Raw genomic sequence first — 21,891 nt, 5'->3', positions numbered from 1 at the left:
GTCAGGCGCGCCGGTCGCGCCGGAACGCGAGCGCGGTGCCCAGCATCCCGGTCAGCAGCAGTCCCGCGGCCAGCAGGATCGCCCACGCGCCCCGCGCCGTCGTCGCGGCAACAGCAGGGCCACCGGCGAGCGGCACCGCGGCGGCGAAGCCGGCGGCGAGGAGCAGCGCCAGCACGAGGCACGGGATGCGCGCCGCGCGCGGGCCGATCGTCCCGAGACCGAACCCGCCCAGCACGAGCGCGGCCGGCACGGCGATCGCGCCCCCGCCGATCCCGGTCGTCACGAGCGCGGTGAGCGCGCCCGGCTCCAGCATCGTCAGCGCGGTGAACGCGAACGGGGCGAGGCCGAGCAGCCACGCGCGCCCGCGCGCGCGGCGCGCGTGCGCGACGCCGATGCACGCGCCCGCGATCGCGCCCGGCAGCAGGATGGCGGCGAGCGTCCACCACGTGAACGACGAGCCGGGGCCCGCGATCGTGACCATGTAGGCGCGGAGCGCGGCTGCCCACGTGAGCCCGAGCAGCGCGCCGATCGCCGCCGCGGTCAGCGGCTCCGTCGCACCCGCCGGTCGGCGGAGCACCGCCATCTCCGTCGCATCCCGCATGTCGCCCTCCGCGACCGCCGCGCGTCGGGCGCGGCTCGGCGCCATCGTCCTCCCGCGGGCTGCGGCGGTCAACGGGGCGTCGCGGGCATCGTCCGCCGAGCATCACGGCGAACGCGAGCGCCGCTCGGCCTAGGCTGGCGGGATGACCGCAGACGCACTCCGATTCGGCCTCTTCGTCCCGCAGGGCTGGCGCCTCGACCTCGTCGGCATCGACCCCGCAGAGCAGTGGGGGCGGATGCTCGACGTCGCCCAGCGCGCCGACGCCGGCGCATGGGACTCCATCTGGGTCTACGACCACTTCCACACGACGCCGCAGCCGACGGATGAGGCGACGCACGAGGCGTGGACGCTCATGGCCGCGCTCGCCGCGAGCACGTCGCGCGTGCGGCTCGGCCAGATGTGCACGTGCATGGGCTACCGCAACCCCGCGCTGCTCGCGAAGATCGCCGCGACCGTCGACCTCATCTCGGGCGGCCGGCTCGAGTTCGGCATCGGCGCCGGCTGGTACGAGCACGAGTGGCGCGCCTACGGCTACGGCTTCCCCGGCGTCGGCGACCGCATCTCGGCGCTCCGCGACGGCGTGCAGATCATCCAGCGGCTCTGGGCGGAGGGCGAGGCGACGATCGAGTCGCAGACGTTCACGGTCGACGGCGCGATCTGCCGGCCGCAGCCGCTGCAGCGCGGCCGCGACGGCCGCCCCCGCATCCCCACCTGGATCGCGGGCGGCGGCGAGCAGCGCACGCTGCGCTACGCGGCGAAGTGGGCGGACGCCACGAACTTCGGCGGCAGCCCGGAGCAGTTCGCGCGCAAGCGCGACGTGCTGCTCGGCCACCTCGACAAGGAGGGCCGCGACCCGGCGGAGGTGCGGCTGACCTCGAACCTCAACATCGTCGTGCGCGAGACGGAGGCGGAGGCCCGCCGCGTGGTCGACGAGGTGAACGCCCGGGCCGACTCGGCGATGCCGGCCGAGCACGCCGGCACCGGCTTCTCGACGCGCGGCGCCGTCGTCGGCACGCCGCAGCAGGTCGTCGACCACGTCGGCGCGCTGCGCGAGGCGGGGCTCGGCACGCTCATCGCCTACATGCCGGAGGTCGCGTTCGAGCAGGACGGCATCGAGCTGTTCGAGCGCGACGTGATGGCCGCGCTCGCGTAGATCCGGCCCCCGCGCCCCTAGGCTGTCGCCATGACTGACGCGAACGTCGGCGCCCCCTCGCGCCCGCAGACCGACATCGACCGCATCGCCGAGGACTACGTCCACCGCGCGGCGGCCCTCAACCCCGAGATCAACGTCTACGTCGGCCTCGAGGGCGACAAGGCCGGCTTCGGCGACTACTCCCCGGAGGGGCGCGCCGCCGGCGCCGCCCTCGCGAGCGAGACGCTCGCGAGCCTCGCGGCGGTCGAGCCCGCCGACGACATCGACTGGGTCACGAAGACCGACCTGTCGCGCGAGCTGCAGCTCGACCTCGACGTCGAGGCCTCCGGCTGGGGCGACCGCGACCTCAACAACCTGGCCAGCCCCGCCACGGGCATCCGCGACATCTTCGACCTCATGCCGACCGGCACCGAGGACGACTGGGCGACGGTCGCCGAGCGCATGCGCAACGTGCCTGCCGCGATCGACGGCTACATCGCGTCGCTGCGCAACGGCATCGCGACCGGCAGCACGCCCGCCGGCCGCCAGATCGAGAACGTGCTCGAGCAGTTCGCCGACTACCAGCCGGGCACGGGCTTCTTCCACGAGCTCGCCCAGTCGGCCAAGGCGGGCGACGCCGAGCTGCCCGAGTCGCTGCGGGGCGACCTCGCCGACGCGGCCGCCGTCGCCACCGAGGCCCACGACCGGCTCGCCACCTTCCTGCGCGGCGAGCTCGCCGCCTCCGCGAACCCGGTCGACGCCGTCGGCCGCGAGTTCTACTCGCTCATGTCGCGCCGCTTCCTCGGCGCCGACGTCGACCTCGACGAGACCTACGCGTGGGGCATCGAGGAGCTCGAGCGGATGCGCGACGAGCAGGAGGCGATCGCCCGCGAGATCAAGCCCGGCGCCACGGTGCAGGAGGCCATCGCCCACCTCGACGGCGACGCGAGCCGCAAGCTGCACGGCACCGACGCCCTCAAGGCCTGGATGCAGGAGACGAGCGACCGCGCGATCGAGGAGCTCGGCCGCACGCACTTCGACATCGCCGAGCCGATCCGCGCCCTCGAGTGCATGATCGCGCCGACGCAGACCGGCGGCATCTACTACACCGGCCCGGCCGACGACTTCTCGCGTCCCGGCCGCATGTGGTGGTCGGTGCCCGAGGGCGTCACCGAGTTCGACACCTGGCGCGAGCTGACGACCGTCTACCACGAGGGCGTCCCGGGCCACCACCTGCAGATCGCGCAGGCGACCTACAACCGCGGGCAGCTCAACCTCTGGCGGCGCGCGTTCGCCGGCACGTCGGGGCACGCGGAGGGCTGGGCGCTGTACGCCGAGCGCCTCATGCAGTCGCTCGGCTACCTCGACGACCCGGCCGACCGACTCGGCATGCTCGACGGCCAGCGGATGCGCGCGGCACGCGTCGTGCTCGACATCGGCGTGCACCTCGGCAAGCCGCGCCTCGACGGCACGGGGGAGTGGGACTTCGACTACGCGTTCGAGTTCATGAAGTCGAACGTGAACATGAACGAGCCGTTCGTGCGCTTCGAGGTGAACCGCTACTTCGGCTGGCCGGGGCAGGCGCCGTCCTACAAGATCGGCCAGCGCATCTTCGAGCAGATCCGCGATGCGGCGAAGGAGGCGGAGGGCGACGCGTTCGACCTGAAGTCGTTCCACTCGCGCGTGCTGAACATCGGCGGTGTCGGCCTCGACACGCTGCGCGGTGCCGTGCTCCGCGGGGCGTGACGGCGCTCGAGGTCGCCTCGGGCATGCGCGAGCCGGTCGAGCACTTCGACCAGCTCGCGCTGCTCGAGCGTGCGGCGCTCGGCGCCCACGCCGGCGAGCCGATCGGGGTCTGCGACCGCGCCCACGCCGAATCGCTGCGGCTCCGCGCCGAGGAGCCGGGACCGGCACCGCGCGTCGGCCTCTGGCGACGCCGCGCGGCCGAGCGCGAGCACGAGGCGAGCGTGGACGCGTGGCACGAGGCGCTCGACGCGCTGGAGGCCGAGACCGAGGCGGCGCTCGCCCGCTGGCGCGCGAGCTGCGCCCCCGGGCTCGTCGAGGCCGCGACGGCGGATCGCGACGCCGCCATCCGGTCGCTCGCCGACCGGGACCTGTTCGATCGCACGCTCGCGGAGGGCTCGTGCGCCGAGCCGCTCGGCACGATGATGGTGCGCTCGGCGCTCGCGCACGACTGACGCGTCCCGGCGAGCCGGGGCCTCGCTTGTCGACCTGTGCGAACGCCGTGTAGAGTTGCCGGGTCACTCGTGTGGTGACGACCCCAATCCGAAGCGCTGGATGGGCATCCGCATGCCCATCGGCCCGAGACCACCAACAAGGCACCTTGAACTCTATGACCACTGCAACGACCACGGCTCCCAAGCAGGTCGCTGTGAACGACATCGGCTCGGCCGATGACTTCATGGCCGCCGTTGAGAAGACCCTGAAGTTCTTCAACGACGGCGACCTCATCGAGGGCACCGTCGTCAAGATCGACCGCGATGAGGTCCTTCTCGACGTCGGCTACAAGACCGAGGGCGTCATCCCCTCGCGCGAGCTCTCCATCAAGCACGACGTCGACCCGACGGAGGTCGTCGAGGTCGGCGACACCGTCGAGGCGCTCGTCCTCCAGAAGGAGGACAAGGAGGGTCGTCTGATCCTCTCCAAGAAGCGCGCGCAGTACGAGCGCGCCTGGGGCGACGTCGAGCGCATCAAGGACGAGGACGGCGTCGTCACCGGCACGGTCATCGAGGTGGTCAAGGGCGGTCTCATCGTCGACATCGGCCTCCGCGGCTTCCTGCCGGCCTCGCTCATCGAGCTGCGCCGCGTCCGCGACCTCACGCCGTACCTCGGCCAGGAGATCGAGGCGAAGATCCTCGAGCTCGACAAGAACCGCAACAACGTCGTGCTCTCGCGCCGTGCGCTGCTCGAGGAGACCCAGTCGGCCTCGCGCGGCCAGTTCCTCCAGTCGCTCCAGAAGGGCCAGGTCCGCAAGGGCGTCGTCTCGTCGATCGTCAACTTCGGTGCGTTCGTCGACCTGGGCGGCGTGGACGGCCTCGTGCACGTCTCCGAGCTCTCGTGGAAGCACATCGAGCACGCGTCGGAGGTCGTCGAGGTCGGCCAGGAGGTCACCGTCGAGATCCTCACGGTCGAGCTCGACCGCGAGCGCGTCTCGCTGTCGCTCAAGGCGACGCAGGAGGACCCGTGGCAGATCTTCGCGCGCACCCACGCCATCGGCCAGGTCGCGCCGGGCAAGGTCACGAAGCTCGTCACGTTCGGTGCGTTCGTCCGCGTCGCGGACGGCATCGAGGGCCTCGTGCACATCTCGGAGCTGTCGTCGAAGCACGTCGAGACGGCTGACCAGGTCGTCGCGGTCAACGACGAGGTCTTCGTCAAGATCATCGACATCGACCTCGAGCGCCGCCGCATCTCGCTCTCGCTCAAGCAGGCGAACGAGGGCGTCGACCCCGACGGCACCGACTTCGACCCCGCGCTCTACGGCATGCTCGCCGAGTACGACGAGCAGGGCAACTACAAGTTCCCGGAGGGCTTCGACCCCGAGACGAACGAGTGGAAGGAAGGCTTCGACGAGCAGCGCGAGGCCTGGGAGGCCGAGTACGCCGCAGCGCAGACGCGCTGGGAGGCGCACAAGGCGCAGGTCGCCGCGGCCCGCGACGCCGACGTGCACTCGAACGACGTGCCCTCGGGCGCATCGTCGTTCGGCGGCTCCTCCGAGGAGTCCGGCGCCGGCACGCTCGCCGACGACGAGGCCCTCGCCGCCCTCCGCGAGAAGCTCACCGGCTCCGCCGAGTAAGCACCGCACCACGCCTGCGGGCCGCACCTCCGGGTGCGGCCCGCTTCGCGTTGGCGGGGGCATGGCAGGATCGGAGCATGCCTGCGTATCCGTCGCTCCCGCACGCCCTCGACTACGCGGACCGCTGGCTCGCCTACCGCCGGTGGCGGCTGCGGATCCCCGGCGTGCAGGTCGCGGTGCGGATCGACGGCGAGCTCGTGCTGGAGCGCGCGCACGGCGTCGCCGACGCGTCGACGGGGGAGGCGCTCACGCCCGCGCACCGGTTCCGCATCGCCTCGCACTCGAAGGCCCTCGCCGCGATCGCCACGATGCGGCTCGTCGACGACGGCAGGCTGCGGCTCGACGACGAGGCGCAGCTGCACGTGACCGCGCTCCGCGGCACCGACGCCGGCGCGCTGCTGCTGCGCGAGCTGCTGTCGCACGGCGGCGGCGCCGTCCGCGACGGCGACGACGTCGCCTTCTGGCACCTCGAGGACGACTTCCCCGACGCCGACCGCCTGCTCGGCATCGCCCGCGCCGGCGTCTCGCGCGTGCCTGCATCCACCGAGTTCAAGTACTCGAACATCGGCTTCGGGCTGCTCGGGCTCGTGATCGAGGCCGTCACCGGCCGCTCGTACGCCGACGCGATCGAGGCGCTGCTCGTCGAGCCGCTCGGGCTCGGCGCCACGAGCGCCGACCTCGGCACCGGCAGCGGCCCGCTCGTGGCAGGCCACTCCGCGCTGCACTCGCACGAGGGCCGGGTCGTGCTCGGCAGCCCCTCGACCGGCGCGCTGGCCGCCGCGACGGGCGCCGTGGCGACGGCTGCGGAGCTCACCGACCTGCTCCGCACGGTCGCGGACGGCGACGACCGGCTGCTGGACGCCGCGAGCCGGCGGCGGATGCGGCAGCAGCTCTGGACGACCACGGCGCGCGACGGCGGCAGCGCCGGCTACGGCCTCGGCATGATGCTGCGCACGATCGACGGCCGCACGTGGGCGGGCCATGGCGGTGCCTGGACAGGGCAGGCGACGCGCACGCTCGTGGACGCCGAGCGCGACGTGGTCGTGACCGTGCTGACGAACGCGATCGACGCACCCGCCGAGGAGCTGGCGGTCGGCATCGCGCGCATCGTCGGCACGGCGCTCGATGCGTCCTCGACCGATGTCCGCGACCTCGACCTCGCCCGCTCGTTCGAGGGCGCCTACGCGAGCATCTGGGGCCGCGTCGACGTCGTGGAGCTCGGCGGCCGGCTGCTCGCGATCGCGCCCACGGCGCCGGACCCGCTGCAGGCGGTGGACGTGCTCACGCCCGAGGGCGACGACCGCGTCCGCATCGCGGCCGCCACGGGCATGGGCTCGGGCCACGAGCACGCGATCGCCGAGCGCGACGACGACGGGCGCGTGGTCCGCTGGCGCGGCGCGTGGCGCATGGATGCCGTCGCACCCGTGCCCGCGGACGCGACGGCCGAGGGCGGGGCCTCGGCGGCCCGGCCCGCCTAGGGTTCCGCCGGCCGCTCGGTCGCCGCTCGGAGGTCCGAGCCGCGGCGCCTCGCCCGTCGCCAGAGCGACCAGCCCAGCAGGCCGAGCAGCGCGAGGGCGACGAGCACGAGCACCGGTGCCACGATCGCGAGCAGCGAGAGGCCGATCGCGCCGACGTCCTCGATCGTCGAGACCACCGGCGCCGCCGTGCCCGCGGTCGCGACGTTCGCGGCCGGCCGCGTGAGCGACTTCGCCGTGTGCACGCCGAGCGCTATCACCGCGCCGACCACGATCGGCACCCACTGGTTCGAGGCGAAGAAGGCGGCCGGATCGGTGACGGCGACGGTGGAGGCCGTCGACGACGAGCCGAAGGCGAGGCCACCAGCGGTCGGTCGCACGATCGACTGCAGCACGTCGTTGACGCTGTCGACGGCGGGGATCTTGTCGGCCACCACCTCGACCACGAGCAGCACCGCGACGATGCCGAGCACCCAGCCGTTCGACAGCCACGCCCAGCCGTCCGGCAGCTGCATGGCATCCGGGAAGAAGCGGTTCGCGAGGCCGACGACCAGCAGCGGGATGTACGCGTTCATGCCCGCGGCCGCGGCGAGGCCCGAGCCTGTCAGGAACTCCAGCACGACGCCTCCCGTCCGCGGCCGCTGCGGCCGCCTGCCGCGATCGTAGCCGCGCGTGCCGAGCGTGCGCCGCGAACGCCGCGCGCGGTACCGTCGTCCCATGGACGCGGCCGTGACGGTGAGTCGCACCGACGCGGTGCGCCCAGACCGCACTCGAGAGCGCGTCACCGCTGTCAACCAGCTGCTGCTCGCCGCGGCGTGCCTCGTCGCCTGCGGGCTCGTCGTCGTCGTGGGCGAGCTCGCCGCGGGCGACGTGCTCTTCGTGGGCATGCTGCTGCTGTTCGCCCTCACGGTGCTGGCCCTCGTGGTGCCGTGGAACCGCGTGCACCCGATCTGGGTCGGCGTCGTGCCGACCGGCGACCTGCTCGCCATCTTCCTGCTGCAGATCGGCGACCCCGACTCCGAGCTGTGGCTGCTGTGGATGGTGCCCGCGACGTGGCTGGCGACCGTCGGCGGCTGGCGCGGCCTCGTCGTCGGCGCGGGCGGCTCGTCGCTGCTGTTCTGGGCCGCGAGCATCATGCTCGAGCAGGAGGTCGACCCGGTGCACACGTACCTCGGGCCGCTCGTGCTCACCGCCGGATCGATCGTCGCCTTCGTCGCCGCCCGGCGCGCGGCGGCGCAGCGCACGCTGCTCGACGAGCAGGCGACCTACCTCGACCACGCGGTGGAGCGCGCGAGGCGCCAGGAGGATGCCGTGAGCGAGGTGCTCGACGCCGTCGACTTCGGCGTCGTGCGCATCGGCGCCGACGGCTCGGTCTCCGTCGAGAACGACGCCCACCTGCGCCTCAACGCGTTCGACGACACGGCGGAGCTGTACGACGCCGACGGCGTGACGCCCGTCGAGCCCGGCCAGTCGCCCGCGGCGCGAGCCCGGCGCGGCGAGGTGTTCGAGAACGTGCTCTGCTGGCAGGGGCCTCCCGGCGACAGCCGCCGTGCGCTGCAGTCGACGGTCCGCCGGCTCGTCGACGTCGACGGCGCCGACGTCGGGGCGATCCTCATCACGCGCGACGTCACCGCCGAGCAGCTCGCCGGCCAGATGCGCGACGAGCTCGTCGCCTCCGTCTCGCACGAGCTGCGCACGCCGCTGACGAGCGTGCTCGGCCACCTCGACCTCGCGCTCGACGGCGGCGACGTGGGCCCCCACGCCCGCCGCAGCCTCGAGATCGCCGAGCGCAACGCCTCCCGACTGCTCGTCATCATCGGCGACGTGCTCGCAGCGACCGGCGACGGCCCCGGGCGGTTCGACGTCCGGCTCGTGCGCGAGGACATCGCGCGCGTCGTGCAGGCGTCCGCCGAGGCGATGGAGCCGCGCGCGGCGGCGCGCAACATCCGCATCGACACGACCGGGATCGAGTCGGTCGAGGCCGACATCGATCCGATCCGCATCCGCCAGGTCGTCGACAACCTCGTCGGCAACGCGGTCAACTACCACACGGGCGACGGCCTCATCGAGGTCGGCGTCACCTCCGACGACAAGCACGCCTGGCTCGTCGTGCGCGACGACGGGCCAGGCATCGCCGAGGAGTCGCTGCCGCGGCTCTTCGAGCGCCGCTACCGCGCCGCCCAGGCGGGCAACATGGCGCCCGGCAACGGGCTCGGGCTCGCCATCAGCCGCGATCTCGTGCGCGCGCACGGCGGCGAGATCACCGTCCAGAGCGAGCCCGGCGGCGGGGCGACGTTCGTCGTCCGGCTGCCGCTCATCCGGCGAGGAGCCGCAGCATGACCCTCGACGTCCCCACGATCCAGTTCCTCACCGCCGTCGTGATGCACGTCGCCGGCGGCGTGTTCGTGCTCGAGACGATGCTGCGCAAGGACGACCGCGCCGGCCGGGTGTGGGCGCTGGGCTTCATCGGCGGCATGATCGCGACGGAGGCCTACATCGTGCGCGCGGTCAGCACCGACGCGTGGTGGCTCGTCGCGATCGGCAACGCGGCGTGGGTCGCCGCGCTCGGACTGCTGTGGCTCGGATGCCGCGTGTTCAACGGGCACCGCCTGCGACGGTCGGCGGTGGCGGTGATCGCCGCCTCGGTCGCGACCGTCGTCATGGTGCTGCTCGAGACCCCGACCGAGGGCTGGTCGGCGTCGCCCCTCGTGTTCGGCGCGAACGCGCTGTTCTCGGCGCTGACGGCCTCGGAGGCGACGCGCGGCGCGATGCGACGCACCCGCACGGCGCTCGGCCTGAGCGTGACGCTCGGGCTCGCCGCCGCCTTCCAGCTCACGCGGAGCCTCACGGCGCTCGCGCTCGGCACCGAGCACCCGGTCTTCCAGACCTGGCTCTCGAACAGCCTGGTCGGGATCGTCACGATGTCGCTCATCGTGATCGTGGTCGTGCTCACCTCGGTGCTGCGCGCCGAGCAGGTGCGGCTCCGCGGCACCGAGGACTCCACGCTCATGGCGATCGCGCCCGACGGGGTGCTGCTCGAGCCGTCGTTCGTGCGCGTGCTCGGCGGACGGCTCATGCGCGCCAATCGCCGGGCGGAGCTCTTCGCGGTGCTCGTGGTGAAGATCGACGCCCTGTCGCGCATCTCGACGGCCTTCGGCGCCGACGAGGCGGAGCACGTGCGCCAGGCGGCGAGGGCGGCCGTGCGGCGGCTGTCGCCGACGACGGCGGCGATGGGCACCGACGACGAGGGCAAGCTGCTGCTCGCGTTCCAGCCCAAGTCGCCCGCCGAGGCGCGGCAGCTCGCGGCGCGCATGCACCGCGCGATGCTCGACCAGCTGCGCACGGCCGGCGTGCCCGTGATCCCGCCCATCGGCATGGGGCTCAGCGTGACGAGCACGAGCGGGTACGACCGCGAGACGCTGCTCGACGCCGCGCGTGCTGCGGCGCGCCGCGCGATCGCGAGCGACGACGTGACCGTGGTGGTCGCCGGCGAGGACGACGACGCCGACAGCGCCGCGCGCGGCGATCAGGCCGTGCGGCGGTAGCCCACTCCGCGCACGGTCTCGATCCAGCGCGGCTCGGAGGGCGACTCGCCCAGCTTGCGGCGCAGGTTGGCGACGTGCACCTCGATGGCGCGCGCGTCGTGCTCGCTCAGGTAGTGGTCGGGCTCGCCGCGCTCGCCGCGGAGCATGCCGGCGAGCTGCAGCTTGCTGACCACGCGCCTGCCGGAGCCCAGCAGCATCCGCAGGATGTCGAACTCGCTGCGCGTCAGCTCGACCTCGGCGCCCTCGAGCTCGACGACGCGGGCTCCCGGCTCGAGCCGCAGACCGCGGTGCTCGAGCGGGGCGGCGTCGGAGTCCTCGTCGAGCCACGGCGTCGAGCCGGGGGTCGTCATGCCGGGGGCCGCCGTGCTGACCGGCGCGGTGGCGAGCGAGACGGGCTCGGACGCGGATGCCGGCACGGCGGCCTGCTGGTGCGCGGCAGAGGGGTGCGAGGAGGCGAGCGAGCGCGGCCGGCGCATCATGGCCTCGATCCTCGCGCGGAGCTCGCGCGGCCGGAACGGCTTGACGATGTAGTCGTCGGCGCCGGTCTGCAGGCCGACGAGCGTGTCGATCTCGTCACCGCGCGCCGTGATCATCACGAGGTACGCGGTGCTGATGCTGCGGATCTGGCGAGCGGTCTCGAAGCCGTCGATGCCCGGCATGTTGACGTCGACCGTCACCACGATGGGGTCGTGCTCCCGGACGAGCTCCACGCCGGTCGCGCCGTCGGATGCCGTGTGCACGGCGAAGCCGCCCTGCGTCAGGACCTGCGCCAGCAGCTCCCGGATGTCCTCGCCATCCTCGATGACGACCGCGACGTCCTCGTGCATCACAACCCCACGTTCCCCACCGCGTGACACGGCGCATTGGGGGAGATCGTACCGTCGTCTGGCGGCGTCGAGCGCATGCGCGCCCGGGCGGGCCTCACGCGGCGCGCGTCGACCGTGCCCGCGGGGCTCCCCAGAGCAGCGCCGCGACGACCAGCAGGGCGAACGCCGAGAGCAGCGGCAGCCCGAGGCGCGGCTCGAGCACGGCCCTCGCGGCACCCCCAACGACCGGCACCCGGAGCGTCGGCTCCCACACCTGGGCGCCGACGATGTGCTCCGCGGCGATGCCCGGGCCCGCGTCCGTGCGGGCGAGGATCGACCACTGCCCGTCGGGCAGCCGGACGATCTCGAGCACGCGCTCGGTGACGAGCTGCGGCGCGCCCTCGGTGGGCAGGCTGATCACGTCGCCCGCGCGCAGCCCGTCCGTCGCGACGGGCGTCGAGATGACGAGGTCGCCGGTCAGGAAGGCCGGCCGCATCGCGTCGGAGCCGATCACCGAGGTGTGCGCGACGCCCGCGAGGGCCGCGCCCCAGAGGGTGGCGGTCACGCCGGCGGCGATGCCGCTCAGCAGGAGGAGGGCGATGGCGAAGCGTCGCATGGCGACCACGTGCCCTCCCTCCATCGGCGCGCGCTCCGGAATCGGTGCGCTGCGGCGAGGCTATGACCGGCGGCTCAGCGCGCCGGGACCGCTCGCCCAAGGGGCGCGCGGGACTCGCTCAGGACCTGCCGTGCAAGACTCGTCGGCATGCCCCTCGTCGCGCTCACCGGCGGCATCGCGTCCGGCAAGTCCACGATCTCCGCCCGCCTCGCGGAGCGCGGCGCCGTCGTCATCGACGCCGACGCGGTGGTGCGCGAGCTGCAGCAGCCGGGCATGCCCGTGCTGCGCGCGATCGCGGCCGAGTTCGGCGACCACCTGCTGCTGCCCGACGGCTCGCTCGACCGCGCGGCGCTCGGCGCCGTCGTGTTCGCCGACGACCGCGCCCGTCGCCGCCTCAACGCGATCGTGCATCCCGCGGTCTCCGCCGAGTCCGGCCGCCGGTTCGCCGCGGCCCTCGCGGCGGACCCGGGCGCGGTCGTGGTCTACGACGTGCCGCTGCTCGTCGAGGCGCGTCCCGACGACCCGTGGGACCTCGTGGTCGTCGCGCACGCGCCCGAGGACGTGCGCGTGCGTCGGCTCGTCGAGCTGCGGGGCATGACCGAGCAGGATGCCCGCGCACGCGTGGCGTCGCAGGCGAGCGACGAGCGCAGGCTCGCGATCGCCGACGTCGTCATCGAGACCGACGGCGAGCTCTCGGCGACGCTCGCGCAGGCGGACGCGCTGTGGGAGCGGCTCTCGAGCGGCCGTGTGGGTGGGCGCTCGTAGGCTGGACCCATGGAACCGACCCGTGCCGTCCGGCCGTTCGAGGTCATCAGCGAGTACACCCCCTCTGGCGACCAGCCGAAGGCGATCCGCGAGCTGACCGAGGCGCTCGGCCGCGGTGAGACCGACGTGGTGCTGCTGGGCGCGACCGGCACGGGCAAGAGCGCGACGACCGCCTGGCTCGTCGAGCAGGTGCAGCGGCCGACGCTCGTGCTCGCGCACAACAAGACGCTCGCCGCGCAGCTCGCGAACGAGTTCCGCGAGCTGCTCCCGAACAACGCGGTCGAGTACTTCGTCTCGTACTACGACTACTACCAGCCCGAGGCGTACATCCCGCAGACCGACACCTTCATCGAGAAGGACTCGTCGCTCAACGCCGAGGTCGAGCGGCTGCGGCACTCGGCGACGAACGCGCTGCTCTCGCGCCGAGACGTCATCGTCGTCTCGACCGTCTCGTGCATCTACGGCCTCGGCACCCCCGAGGAGTACCTCGAGGCGATGGTCGCGCTGCAGGTCGGCATGCGGATCGACCGCCAGGCGCTGCTCCGCCGCTTCGTCGCGATGCAGTACCAGCGCAACGACGTGGCGTTCACGCGCGGCACGTTCCGCGTGCGCGGCGACACGATCGAGATCATCCCGATGTACGAGGAGCACGCGATCCGCATCGAGCTCTTCGGCGACGAGATCGAGGCGCTGTCGACGCTGCACCCGCTCACCGGCGAGATCATCGAGACGCACGAGTCGGTCTCGATCTTCCCCGGCAGCCACTACGTGGCGGGCAACGAGCGCATGCAGAAGGCGATGGACCGCATCCGCGACGAGCTCGACGAGCGGCTCAAGGTGCTCGAGCGCGAGAGCCGGCTGCTCGAGGCGCAGCGGCTGCGCATGCGCACCACCTTCGACCTCGAGATGATGGAGCAGATCGGCTTCTGCTCCGGCATCGAGAACTACTCGCGCCACATCGACGGGCGGGAGGCGGGGGAGCCGCCGCACTGCCTGCTCGACTACTTCGCCGACGACTTCCTCGTCGTCATCGACGAGTCGCACGTCACCGTGCCGCAGATCGGCGCGATGTACGAGGGCGACGCGAGCCGCAAGCGATCGCTCGTCGAGCACGGCTTCCGGCTGCCGAGCGCGCTCGACAACCGACCGCTGAAGTTCGACGAGTTCCTCGAGCGGACGCCGCAGAAGGTCTACCTCTCGGCGACGCCGGGCAAGTACGAGATGGGGCTCGCCGACACGGTGGTCGAGCAGATCATCCGCCCGACCGGGCTCGTCGACCCGAAGCTCGTCGTGAAGCCGACGAAGGGGCAGATCGACGACCTGCTCGAGGAGATCCGGGTGCGCGCGGAGCGCGACGAGCGCGTGCTCGTGACGACGCTGACCAAGAAGATGGCCGAGGAGCTGACGGAGTACTTCACCGAGGCGGGCGTGCGGGTGCGCTACCTGCACTCCGACGTCGACACGCTCCGCCGCGTCGAGCTGCTGACGCAGCTGCGGCAGGGGCTGTTCGACGTGCTCGTCGGCATCAACCTGCTGCGCGAGGGCCTCGACCTGCCCGAGGTGTCGCTCGTGTCGATCCTCGACGCCGACAAGGAGGGCTTCCTGCGCTCCTCGACGTCGCTCATCCAGACGATCGGCCGCGCGGCCCGCAACGTCTCGGGCGAGGTGCACATGTACGCCGACCGGATCACCGACTCGATGCGGCTGGCGATCGACGAGACCGACCGGCGCCGAGCGGTCCAGGTCGCGTACAACCTCGAGCACGGCATCGACCCGACGCCGCTCCGCCGCCGCATCGCCGACATCACCGACGTGCTCAACCGCGAGCAGGCCGACACCGACGACCTGCTGCAGGGCACTCGCCGCGGCGCCCCGACGCCCCGGCTCGCCCGCGACCGCTCGGCGATGGACGGGCCGACGCAGCTCGAGTCGATCATCGCCGACCTGTCGGCGCAGATGACCGAGGCGGCGGGCGAGCTGAAGTTCGAGCTCGCGGCGCGCATCCGCGACGAGCTGCACGACCTCAAGCGAGACCTCCGGCAGATGCGTCAGGCCAGTTAGAGCGGGGGCCCTTTCGGGCCCCCGCCTGGCCTGACGCCGAGGCCCGTCCCGGGCCGAGGAGGCGAGCTAGCAGGCTACGCGCGGCCCATCCGCGCGTAGGCGCCCAGCACGCGCCGCTCGGACTCCGTGAGGTAGTGCTCGAGCTCGTCCGCGGCTGCCTCCGGGCCGTCGCCGACGAGCGCCTCGAGCACGGCGCGGTTGCGCGCGACGAACGGGCGGTGCAGCGACTCCGGGTCGTCGATGGCGAGGAATGCGAGCCGCAGCTCGGCCGCGAGGTGCCCGTGGGAGCGCTCGAGCCGAGGGCTGTCGGAGAGGGCCATGAGGGCGCGGTGGAAGGCCATGTTCGCCGTGCCCACGGTCGCCCAGTCGCCCAGCTCGAGCGCCGCCTCGGCGCGCTCGAGCGCGGCTCGCATGTCGGCGACGCTCGGGTGCAGGGCGGAGGCACCACGCAGCACGCCGCACTCGAGGAGCCGGCGCGCGCGGTAGATGTCGACGACGTCGGCCGTGCTCGGCGAGGCGACCGAGACGCCGCGATGCGGCACGTGCTCGACGAGCCCGTGCTGCGCGAGCACGCGGAAGGCCTCGCGGAGGGTGTTGCGCGAGACGTCGAGCCGCGCGGCGACCGCGGTCTCCGACAACCGCTCGCCGGGCGCGAACTCGCCGGCGATGATCTGCTCGCGCAGGGCATCCGCCAGCGTCGTCGAGGGCTCGGTCATGCTCCGAGCGTAGGGCCGGGCGCAACACGACCGAAACACGGCCGACCCACATTGTTCAACAATCAATGCGATTCTGCTCTACAGTGATGGGACTCCAGGTCGCGCGGCCCGCGCACCGGAGCCCACCGATGGAGATGGGGACGGCGATGCCCGACGCACAGCACACCACCGAGTCCGAGCCCGACGCGGCCGCGAAGGCGAAGGCGTTCGCCAAGAGCCGCAGGGGACCGATCCTCGGCGCCATCTTCCTCATGGCGACCTCTGCGATCGGGCCTGGCTTCATCACCCAGACCGCGACCTTCACGGCGTCGCTCGGCGCCGCGTTCGCGTTCGCGATCCTCATCTCGGTGCTCATCGACTTCGCCGTGCAGATGAACATCTGGCGCATGATCACCGTCTCGGGCAAGCGCGCGGGTGACCTCGCGAACGACGCCGTGCCGTACTCGGGCCACGTCCTCGCCGTGCTCATCGTCATCGGCGGCCTCGCCTTCAACATCGGCAACATCGCGGGCGGCGGCCTCGGCCTCAACGCCCTGCTCGGCATCGACCCGAAGCTCGGCGGCCTGCTCACGGGCCTCCTCGCGATCGGCATCTTCCTGTTCAAGAAGGCCGGCCGCGCCGTCGACATCGTGGTCATGGTGCTCGGCGTCGCGATGATCCTCATGACGGTGTTCGTGGCGATCGCGTCGCAGCCGCCGGTCGGCGACGCGCTCCGCCAGACGTTCCTGCCCGACACGCTCAACTTCGCGAGCATCACCACGATCGTCGGCGGCACGGTGGGCGGCTACATCACCTACGCCGGCGCGCACCGCTACCTCGAGTCCGGCCTCGTCGGCCCCGACCACGTCAAGGGCGTGCACCGCGCGTCGATGCAGGGCATCCTCGTCACCGGCATTATGCGCTACGTGCTGTTCCTGGCGATCCTGGGCGTCGTCGCCTCGGGCGTGGCGCTCGACATCTCCGGCCAGGCGGCGAACCCCGCGGCGCAGGCGTTCGGGGTCGTGCTCGGCGACGCGGGCATCCGCATCTTCGGCTTCATCTTCTGGGCCGCGGCGATCACGTCGGTCATCGGCGCCGCCTACACGTCGGCGACCTTCCTGTCGGTCTTCGCGAAGCGGCTCGCGGGCGGCTGGCCGCTGCAGCTGGCCACCGTCGCGTTCATCCTCGTGTCGCTCGCCGTCTACGCCTTCATCGGCACCGCCCCTGCGGCGCTGCTCGTCTTCGTCGGCGGCTTCAACGGCCTGATCCTGCCGATCGGCCTCGCGATCTTCATGTACATCGGCTGGTTCCGCCAGCACGACGTGCTGGGCGGCTACCGCTACCCGCGCTGGCTGCTCATCGTCGGCACGCTCGCGACGCTGCTGAGCCTCTACATGGGCGCCGTCTCGATCGGGCCGATCTTCGCCCTGCTCGGCGTGGGAGCCTGACCGCATGAGCACGATCGACCTGAACTCCGACCTCGGCGAGAACGTGCCCGACCGCATCGTCGGCGACGACGAGGCGATGCTGCGGGTGGTGACGAGCGCGAACGTGTCGTGCGGCTTCCACGCCGGCAGCCCCGAGGGGATCCGGGCCACGCTCGAGGCCGCCGTGGCGAACGGCGTGACGATCGGGGCGCATCCGGGCTACCGCGACTACGAGGGGTTCGGGAGGCTCGCGATGGACGTCGACTCCGCGACGCTCCAGGCGCACGTCGAGTACCAGCTCGGGGCCCTGCAGGCCCTCGCCGGCGCGGTCGACGGCAGCGTGGCCTACGTCAAGCCCCACGGCGCGCTCTACAACACGATCGCGCGCGACGAGCGGCAGGCGAAGGACGTCGTCGCGGCCATCCGCGCCGTCGACCCGTCGCTCGTGCTGCTCGGCCTCGCGGGCGGCGTCGTGCTCGAGGTCGCCGAGCGGGCGGGCCTCCGCACCGCCGCCGAGGCGTTCGCCGACCGCGCCTACACCCCGGAGGGGCTGCTCGTCTCGCGCACGGAGCCCGGCTCGGTGCTGCACGATCCGGCCCTCGTCGCGGCCAGGATGGTGCGGCTCGCGCAGGAGGGCGTGCTCGAGGCGGTCGACGGCAGCGACGTCGCGGTGCGCGCCGAGTCGATCTGCGTGCACGGCGACAGCGCAGGCGCGATCGCGATGGCCGAGGCCACGCGCGCTGCGCTCGAGGACGCCGGCGTCGCGATCGCGCCCTTCGCGGTGGCCCGATGAGCGCCGCCGCCGCGACGGCCGCGCAGCTCGCGCAGGCGCGCGAGGCGCGTGCCGCCTACCGGGCGGGAGCCGTGGCGCCGACGAGCGGGGTCGCGCACGGGCTCGTGCAGGCCAACCTCATCGCCTTGCCCGCGGACTGGGCGTTCGAGACGCTGCTGTTCGCGCAGCGCAACCCGAAGCCGATGCCGGTGCTCGAGGTGCTCGAGGCGGGACGGGTCGAGTCGCGGCTCGCGCCCGGCAGCGACGTGCGCACCGACATCCCCGCCTATCGGGTGTGGCGCGACGGCGAGCTCGCGGACGAGACGACGGATGCGTCGGCCGCCTGGGAGGAGCACCCGGACCTCGTGGCCTTCCTGATCGGCTGCTCGTTCACGTTCGAGGCGGGGCTCGTCGACGACGGCATCCCCATCCGCCATCGCGAGCACGACCGCAACGTGCCGATGTACCGCACGAGCACGGCGTGCGCGCCGGCCGGCCGGCTGCACGGGGAGCTCGTGGTCTCGATGCGGCCGATCCCCGCGAGCCGCGTCGCCGACGCCGTCACGATCTCCGGGAGGTTCCCCGCCGTCCACGGCGCACCGGTGCACATCGGCGATCCCGGCTCGCTCGGCATCGCCGACCTCAGCGCTCCCGAGTTCGGCGACCCGCCCGTCATGCAGGACGGCGACGTGCCGGTGTTCTGGGCGTGCGGCGTGACCCCGCAGGCCGCGATCATGGCGTCGCGGCCGCCCTTCGCGGTCACGCACGCGCCCGGCCACATGTTCGTCACCGACGTGCCGGATGCGGCGTACGCGCTGTGAGGGGGCTCCCGTGACCGCCCACGCGCGGCGGGTGCTGCCGGCCGCCGACACCGCACTCCTGCTCGAGACGGCCGACCTCGACGAGGCGATGCGCCTCCTGCCCGCGCTCCAGGCGGCCGAGCTGCCGGGCGTGACCGAGCTCGTCCCTGCAGCGCGCACGGTGCTCGTGCGCTTCGACCCCTCGCTCGTCGCCGCCGACGCCCTCGCCGAGCTGCTCGTGGCGGTCGAGCCGGCGGCCCGGAGCGCCGCGAGCGGCGACGCCGTGACGATCCCCGTGCGCTACGACGGCCAGGACCTCGCCGAGGTCGCGCAGCTGCTCGGCGTCGGCGCCGACGAGATCGTCGCCCGGCACCAGGCGGCGACGTGGACCGTCGCCTTTACGGGCTACGCGCCGGGCTTCGGCTACCTCGTGGGCGACGACCCGCTGTTCGACGTGCCGCGGCGCGCATCGCCGCGCACGCGCATCCCGGCCGGATCCGTCGGGCTCGCCGGCCGCTTCTCGGGCGTCTACCCGCGCGAGAGCCCAGGCGGCTGGCAGCTCATCGGGCGCACGGATGCACTGATGTGGGACCTCTCGCGGCCGCAGCCGGCGCTGCTCGCGCCCGGCGCCACCGTGCGCTTCGAGCGCGTCGAGCGCGAGCTCGTCACCGCCGCGCCCGCGGCGCGCGAGCCGGTCACCGCTGCCCACGCCCTCGAGGTCGTGCGCCCCGGGCTGCAGCTGCTCGTGCAGGACCTCGGACGGCAGGGGCTCGCGGCGCAGGGCGTCGCCGCGTCCGGCACCGCCGACCGCCGCGCGCTCCGCGACGCGAACCGCGCCGTCGGGAACGCCGCCGACGAGGCGGGGCTCGAGCTCGCCGGCGGCGGCGCGACCCTCCGCTTCCGCGGCCCGGCGGTCGTCGCCCTCACCGGCGCCCTCGTCGATGCGGCGGTGCACGGCGAGGCGGGCACGCAGCCGGTCGAGCCGGGCCGCGCCGTCGCGGTGGACGACGGCGACGAGCTGCGCGTCGGCGCCGTCCGCGACGGGCTGCGCTCCCTCGTCGCCGTGCGCGGCGGCATCGCGCTCGAGCCCGTGCTCGGCAGCCTCGCGACCGACACGCTCGCGCACCTCGGCCCCGCACCGCTCGCTGCAGGCGACGTGCTGCCGCTGCGCGGTCCGGCCGCCGGCATCCGGGCCGTCGAGCGCACCCGGGCGACGCGCATGCCGCTGCCGACGGCGGGGGAGGAGGTCGAGCTCCGCATCGTGCTCGGCCCGCGCACCGAGTGGTTCACCGAGGCTGCGCTCGCCGCGCTCGTCGGGCAGCCGTGGACGGTGACGCCCCGCTCCGATCGCGTGGGCGTGCGGCTCGACGGGGCGACGCCGCTCGAGCGAGCCAAGGAGGGCGAGCTCGACAGCGAGGGCGCCGTGACCGGCGCGATCCAGGTGCCGCCCGACGGGCAGCCGGTGCTCTTCCTGCCCGACCACCCGCTCACCGGCGGGTATCCCATCATCGGCGCGGTCGTCGACCGCGACCTCGACCTGGCCGGCCAGCTGCCGCCGGGCGCCCGCATCCGCTTCCGCATCGCGGAGCCGACCCCCACCAGGAGGACGTCGTGGACAAGATCCTGATCGCCAACCGCGGCGAGATCGCCGTGCGCATCGCCCGCGCCTGCGCCGAGGGCGGATACCGCTCCGTCGCCGTGTACGCCGACCAGGACATCGACGCGATGCACGTGCGGCACGCCGACGAGGCGGTCGCGCTCGGCGGCACCACTGCCGCGGAGACGTACCTGAGCGCGGATGCGCTGCTCGCGGCCGCGCGCGCGACCGGTGCCGACGCGGTCCACCCGGGCTACGGCTTCCTCTCGGAGAGCGCCGCGTTCGCGCGCGCCGTCGAGGATGCCGGCCTCACCTGGATCGGCCCCACCCCGGCGAGCATCGAGGCGCTCGGCGACAAGGTCACCGCGCGGCGCATCGCGCAGGAGGCGGGCGCACCGCTCGCGGCGGGCACCGACCGGCCGCTCGCCGACGCCGACGAGGCCGTCGCGTTCGCGCGCGAGCACGGGCTGCCGGTGGTCGTGAAGGCCGCGTTCGGCGGCGGCGGCCGCGGGCTCAAGGTCGCCCGCACGATCGAGGAGGTGCCGGACGCGTTCGACTCCGCCACCCGCGAGGCCGTCGCCGCGTTCGGGCGCGGCGAGTGCTTCATCGAGCGCTTCCTCGAGCGCCCGCGCCACGTCGAGGCGCAGGTGCTCGGCGACGGCCGGGGCGGCGTCGTGGTCGTCGGCGACCGCGACTGCTCGCTGCAGCGTCGCAGCCAGAAGCTCGTCGAGGAGGCGCCCGCGCCCGGCCTCACCGACGAGCAGCGCGCCCGCATCCACGAGTCGTCGCGCGCGATCTGCGCGGCCGTCGACTACCGCGGCGCTGGCACGGTCGAGTTCCTGCTCGGCGCCGACGGCACGATCTCGTTCCTCGAGGTCAACACCCGGCTGCAGGTCGAGCACCCCGTCACGGAGGCGGTCACCGGCATCGACCTCGTGCGCGAGCAGCTCCGCATCGCCGAGGGGCACGGCCCCTCGATCGCCGAGACGCCCGCGCCCTCGGGGCACGCGATGGAGCTGCGGCTGAACGCGGAGGACCCGGGGAGGGGCTTCCTGCCGAGCCCTGGCCGCATCACGGCCCTGCGCGTGCCCGGGGGTCCGGGCGTGCGCTGGGACGCCGGCGTCGAGGCGGGCGACGCGGTCGAGGCCGCGTTCGACTCGCTCGCCGCGAAGCTCATCGTGCACGCGGCCGACCGGGATGCGGCGCTCGTCCGCATGCGGCGCGCGCTCGGCGAGCTCGAGGTCACCGGGATCGCGACCGTCGCGCCGTTCGCGCGCGCGGTGCTCGACGAGCCCGACTTCTCGACCGACGGCTTCGCCGTGTCGACGCAGTGGATCGAGGCCGAGCTCATGCCGCGGCTCAAGCCGCAGCTGCGCCCCGCGCCCGCCGCCGGCGCCGCGCTCCGGCGCGTGCCGATCGAGGTCGACGGCCGCCGGGTCGTGCTGGGCCTGCCGGACGCGCTGCTCGCGGCGGCCGCCGGCGCGCCAGGTGCGCCCGTCGCGGCGACCGCCGACGACGCGGCGCTGCCGTCGCCGGTGCCCGGCACGGTCGTCACCTGGCTCGTCGACGACGGCGCCGCCGTCGCCGAGGGCCAGGAGGTCGTCGTGCTCGACGCGATGAAGATGGAGACGCGGGTCGCCGCCCACCGCGCCGGCACGCTCGAGCACGTCGTCGCGCAGGGCGCGAGCGTCGCGGTCGACGAGCCGCTCGCGCGGGTCGTCGACCGCTCCGACCGCTGAGCCGTTGGCGAACGCGGGTCCGCGTGTCAGTGGCCGCTCGTAGACT

19 protein-coding genes are annotated in these 21,891 nt (G+C 73.6%); 14 read left to right on the top strand and 5 right to left on the bottom strand.

Features of this window, described 5'->3' with window-relative positions:
- Position 1 precedes the first annotated feature (1 nt).
- Positions 2–601, bottom strand: coding sequence for a hypothetical protein (locus tag EDD26_RS12150; RefSeq protein WP_148058746.1), 600 nt, complete (start codon positions 599–601; stop codon positions 2–4).
- Between the two features lie 142 nt (positions 602–743).
- Between EDD26_RS12150 and EDD26_RS12145 the strand changes: the two genes are divergently transcribed.
- The 5 genes from EDD26_RS12145 to EDD26_RS12125 all read left to right on the top strand — a co-directional run bounded on the left by EDD26_RS12145 (position 744) and on the right by EDD26_RS12125 (position 7,025).
- Positions 744–1,754 (top strand): LLM class F420-dependent oxidoreductase, encoded by a 1,011-nt coding sequence (locus EDD26_RS12145; RefSeq protein ID WP_123697949.1) that lies wholly within the window; start codon positions 744–746, stop codon positions 1,752–1,754.
- A gap of 30 nt (positions 1,755–1,784) precedes the next feature.
- Positions 1,785–3,479: a DUF885 domain-containing protein gene (locus EDD26_RS12140; RefSeq protein ID WP_123697948.1), complete on the top strand. Its 1,695-nt coding sequence runs from the start codon at positions 1,785–1,787 to the stop codon at positions 3,477–3,479.
- On the top strand, positions 3,476–3,931 hold the full coding sequence (locus tag EDD26_RS12135; protein WP_123697947.1) for a hypothetical protein: 456 nt from the start codon (positions 3,476–3,478) through the stop codon (positions 3,929–3,931). Before EDD26_RS12140 ends, EDD26_RS12135 begins: the two co-directional genes overlap by 4 nt.
- A gap of 155 nt (positions 3,932–4,086) precedes the next feature.
- Complete coding sequence (rpsA, locus tag EDD26_RS12130) at positions 4,087–5,547, top strand: 30S ribosomal protein S1 (RefSeq protein ID WP_123697946.1); 1,461 nt, start codon at positions 4,087–4,089, stop codon at positions 5,545–5,547.
- 77 nt (positions 5,548–5,624) lie between these two features.
- Positions 5,625–7,025 carry a serine hydrolase domain-containing protein gene (locus tag EDD26_RS12125; RefSeq protein WP_123697945.1) on the top strand — a complete coding sequence of 467 codons (1,401 nt, stop codon included), beginning with the start codon at positions 5,625–5,627 and terminating at the stop codon, positions 7,023–7,025.
- Here EDD26_RS12125 and EDD26_RS12120 read toward each other — a convergent pair.
- Positions 7,022–7,642, bottom strand: coding sequence for a DUF4126 domain-containing protein (locus tag EDD26_RS12120; protein ID WP_211333863.1), 621 nt, complete (start codon positions 7,640–7,642; stop codon positions 7,022–7,024). The genes EDD26_RS12125 and EDD26_RS12120 overlap by 4 nt on opposite strands.
- 97 nt (positions 7,643–7,739) lie before the next feature.
- On the opposite strand from EDD26_RS12120, the gene EDD26_RS12115 reads away from it, so the two are divergent.
- Both EDD26_RS12115 and EDD26_RS12110 read left to right on the top strand, forming a co-directional pair.
- Positions 7,740–9,362, top strand: coding sequence for a sensor histidine kinase (locus EDD26_RS12115; protein WP_123697944.1), 1,623 nt, complete (start codon positions 7,740–7,742; stop codon positions 9,360–9,362).
- Positions 9,359–10,567, top strand: coding sequence for a diguanylate cyclase domain-containing protein (locus tag EDD26_RS12110; protein WP_123697943.1), 1,209 nt, complete (start codon positions 9,359–9,361; stop codon positions 10,565–10,567). The genes EDD26_RS12115 and EDD26_RS12110 overlap by 4 nt, the downstream gene beginning before the upstream one ends.
- Here EDD26_RS12110 and EDD26_RS12105 read toward each other — a convergent pair.
- Positions 10,549–11,394, bottom strand: coding sequence for a response regulator transcription factor (locus tag EDD26_RS12105; protein ID WP_123698581.1), 846 nt, complete (start codon positions 11,392–11,394; stop codon positions 10,549–10,551). The two genes, EDD26_RS12110 and EDD26_RS12105, sit on opposite strands and share 19 nt — an antisense overlap.
- A 94-nt stretch (positions 11,395–11,488) precedes the next feature.
- On the bottom strand, positions 11,489–11,989 hold the full coding sequence (locus tag EDD26_RS12100) for a S24/S26 family peptidase (protein ID WP_148058745.1): 501 nt from the start codon (positions 11,987–11,989) through the stop codon (positions 11,489–11,491).
- 147 nt (positions 11,990–12,136) lie between these two features.
- Here EDD26_RS12100 and coaE point away from each other — a divergent pair, with 147 nt between their 5' ends.
- Entirely contained in the window at positions 12,137–12,754 is a 618-nt protein-coding gene (gene coaE / locus EDD26_RS12095) for a dephospho-CoA kinase (RefSeq protein WP_123697941.1), read from the top strand.
- Between the two features lie 9 nt (positions 12,755–12,763).
- Entirely contained in the window at positions 12,764–14,815 is a 2,052-nt protein-coding gene (uvrB, locus tag EDD26_RS12090) for an excinuclease ABC subunit UvrB (RefSeq protein ID WP_123697940.1), read from the top strand.
- A gap of 74 nt (positions 14,816–14,889) precedes the next feature.
- Here the strand turns inward: uvrB and EDD26_RS12085 are convergent, their stop codons facing one another.
- Positions 14,890–15,531: a GntR family transcriptional regulator gene (locus EDD26_RS12085; protein WP_123697939.1), complete on the bottom strand. Its 642-nt coding sequence runs from the start codon at positions 15,529–15,531 to the stop codon at positions 14,890–14,892.
- Between the two features lie 146 nt (positions 15,532–15,677).
- On the opposite strand from EDD26_RS12085, the gene EDD26_RS12080 reads away from it, so the two are divergent.
- Genes EDD26_RS12080 through EDD26_RS12060 form a run of 5 tightly spaced genes read left to right on the top strand, consistent with a single transcriptional unit; the run spans position 15,678 to position 21,845 of the window.
- On the top strand, positions 15,678–16,958 hold the full coding sequence (locus tag EDD26_RS12080; protein ID WP_123698580.1) for an NRAMP family divalent metal transporter: 1,281 nt from the start codon (positions 15,678–15,680) through the stop codon (positions 16,956–16,958).
- Between the two features lie 4 nt (positions 16,959–16,962).
- Positions 16,963–17,730, top strand: a complete 768-nt coding sequence (locus tag EDD26_RS12075) for a LamB/YcsF family protein (RefSeq protein WP_123697938.1) — start codon at positions 16,963–16,965, stop codon at positions 17,728–17,730.
- Positions 17,727–18,530 carry a putative hydro-lyase gene (locus EDD26_RS12070; RefSeq protein ID WP_123697937.1) on the top strand — a complete coding sequence of 268 codons (804 nt, stop codon included), beginning with the start codon at positions 17,727–17,729 and terminating at the stop codon, positions 18,528–18,530. The genes EDD26_RS12075 and EDD26_RS12070 overlap by 4 nt, the downstream gene beginning before the upstream one ends.
- A gap of 10 nt (positions 18,531–18,540) precedes the next feature.
- Positions 18,541–20,136 (top strand): 5-oxoprolinase subunit B/C family protein, encoded by a 1,596-nt coding sequence (locus tag EDD26_RS12065; RefSeq protein ID WP_245989896.1) that lies wholly within the window; start codon positions 18,541–18,543, stop codon positions 20,134–20,136.
- Positions 20,121–21,845, top strand: a complete 1,725-nt coding sequence (locus tag EDD26_RS12060; RefSeq protein ID WP_123697935.1) for an acetyl/propionyl/methylcrotonyl-CoA carboxylase subunit alpha — start codon at positions 20,121–20,123, stop codon at positions 21,843–21,845. Before EDD26_RS12065 ends, EDD26_RS12060 begins: the two co-directional genes overlap by 16 nt.
- The last annotated feature ends 46 nt before the right edge of the window (positions 21,846–21,891 follow it).

The sequence above is a fragment of the Agrococcus jenensis genome (assembly GCF_003752465.1).
Taxonomy (GTDB): Bacteria; Actinomycetota; Actinomycetes; order Actinomycetales; family Microbacteriaceae; genus Agrococcus; species Agrococcus jenensis.
This window is presented reverse-complemented; position numbering and strand designations above follow the sequence as displayed.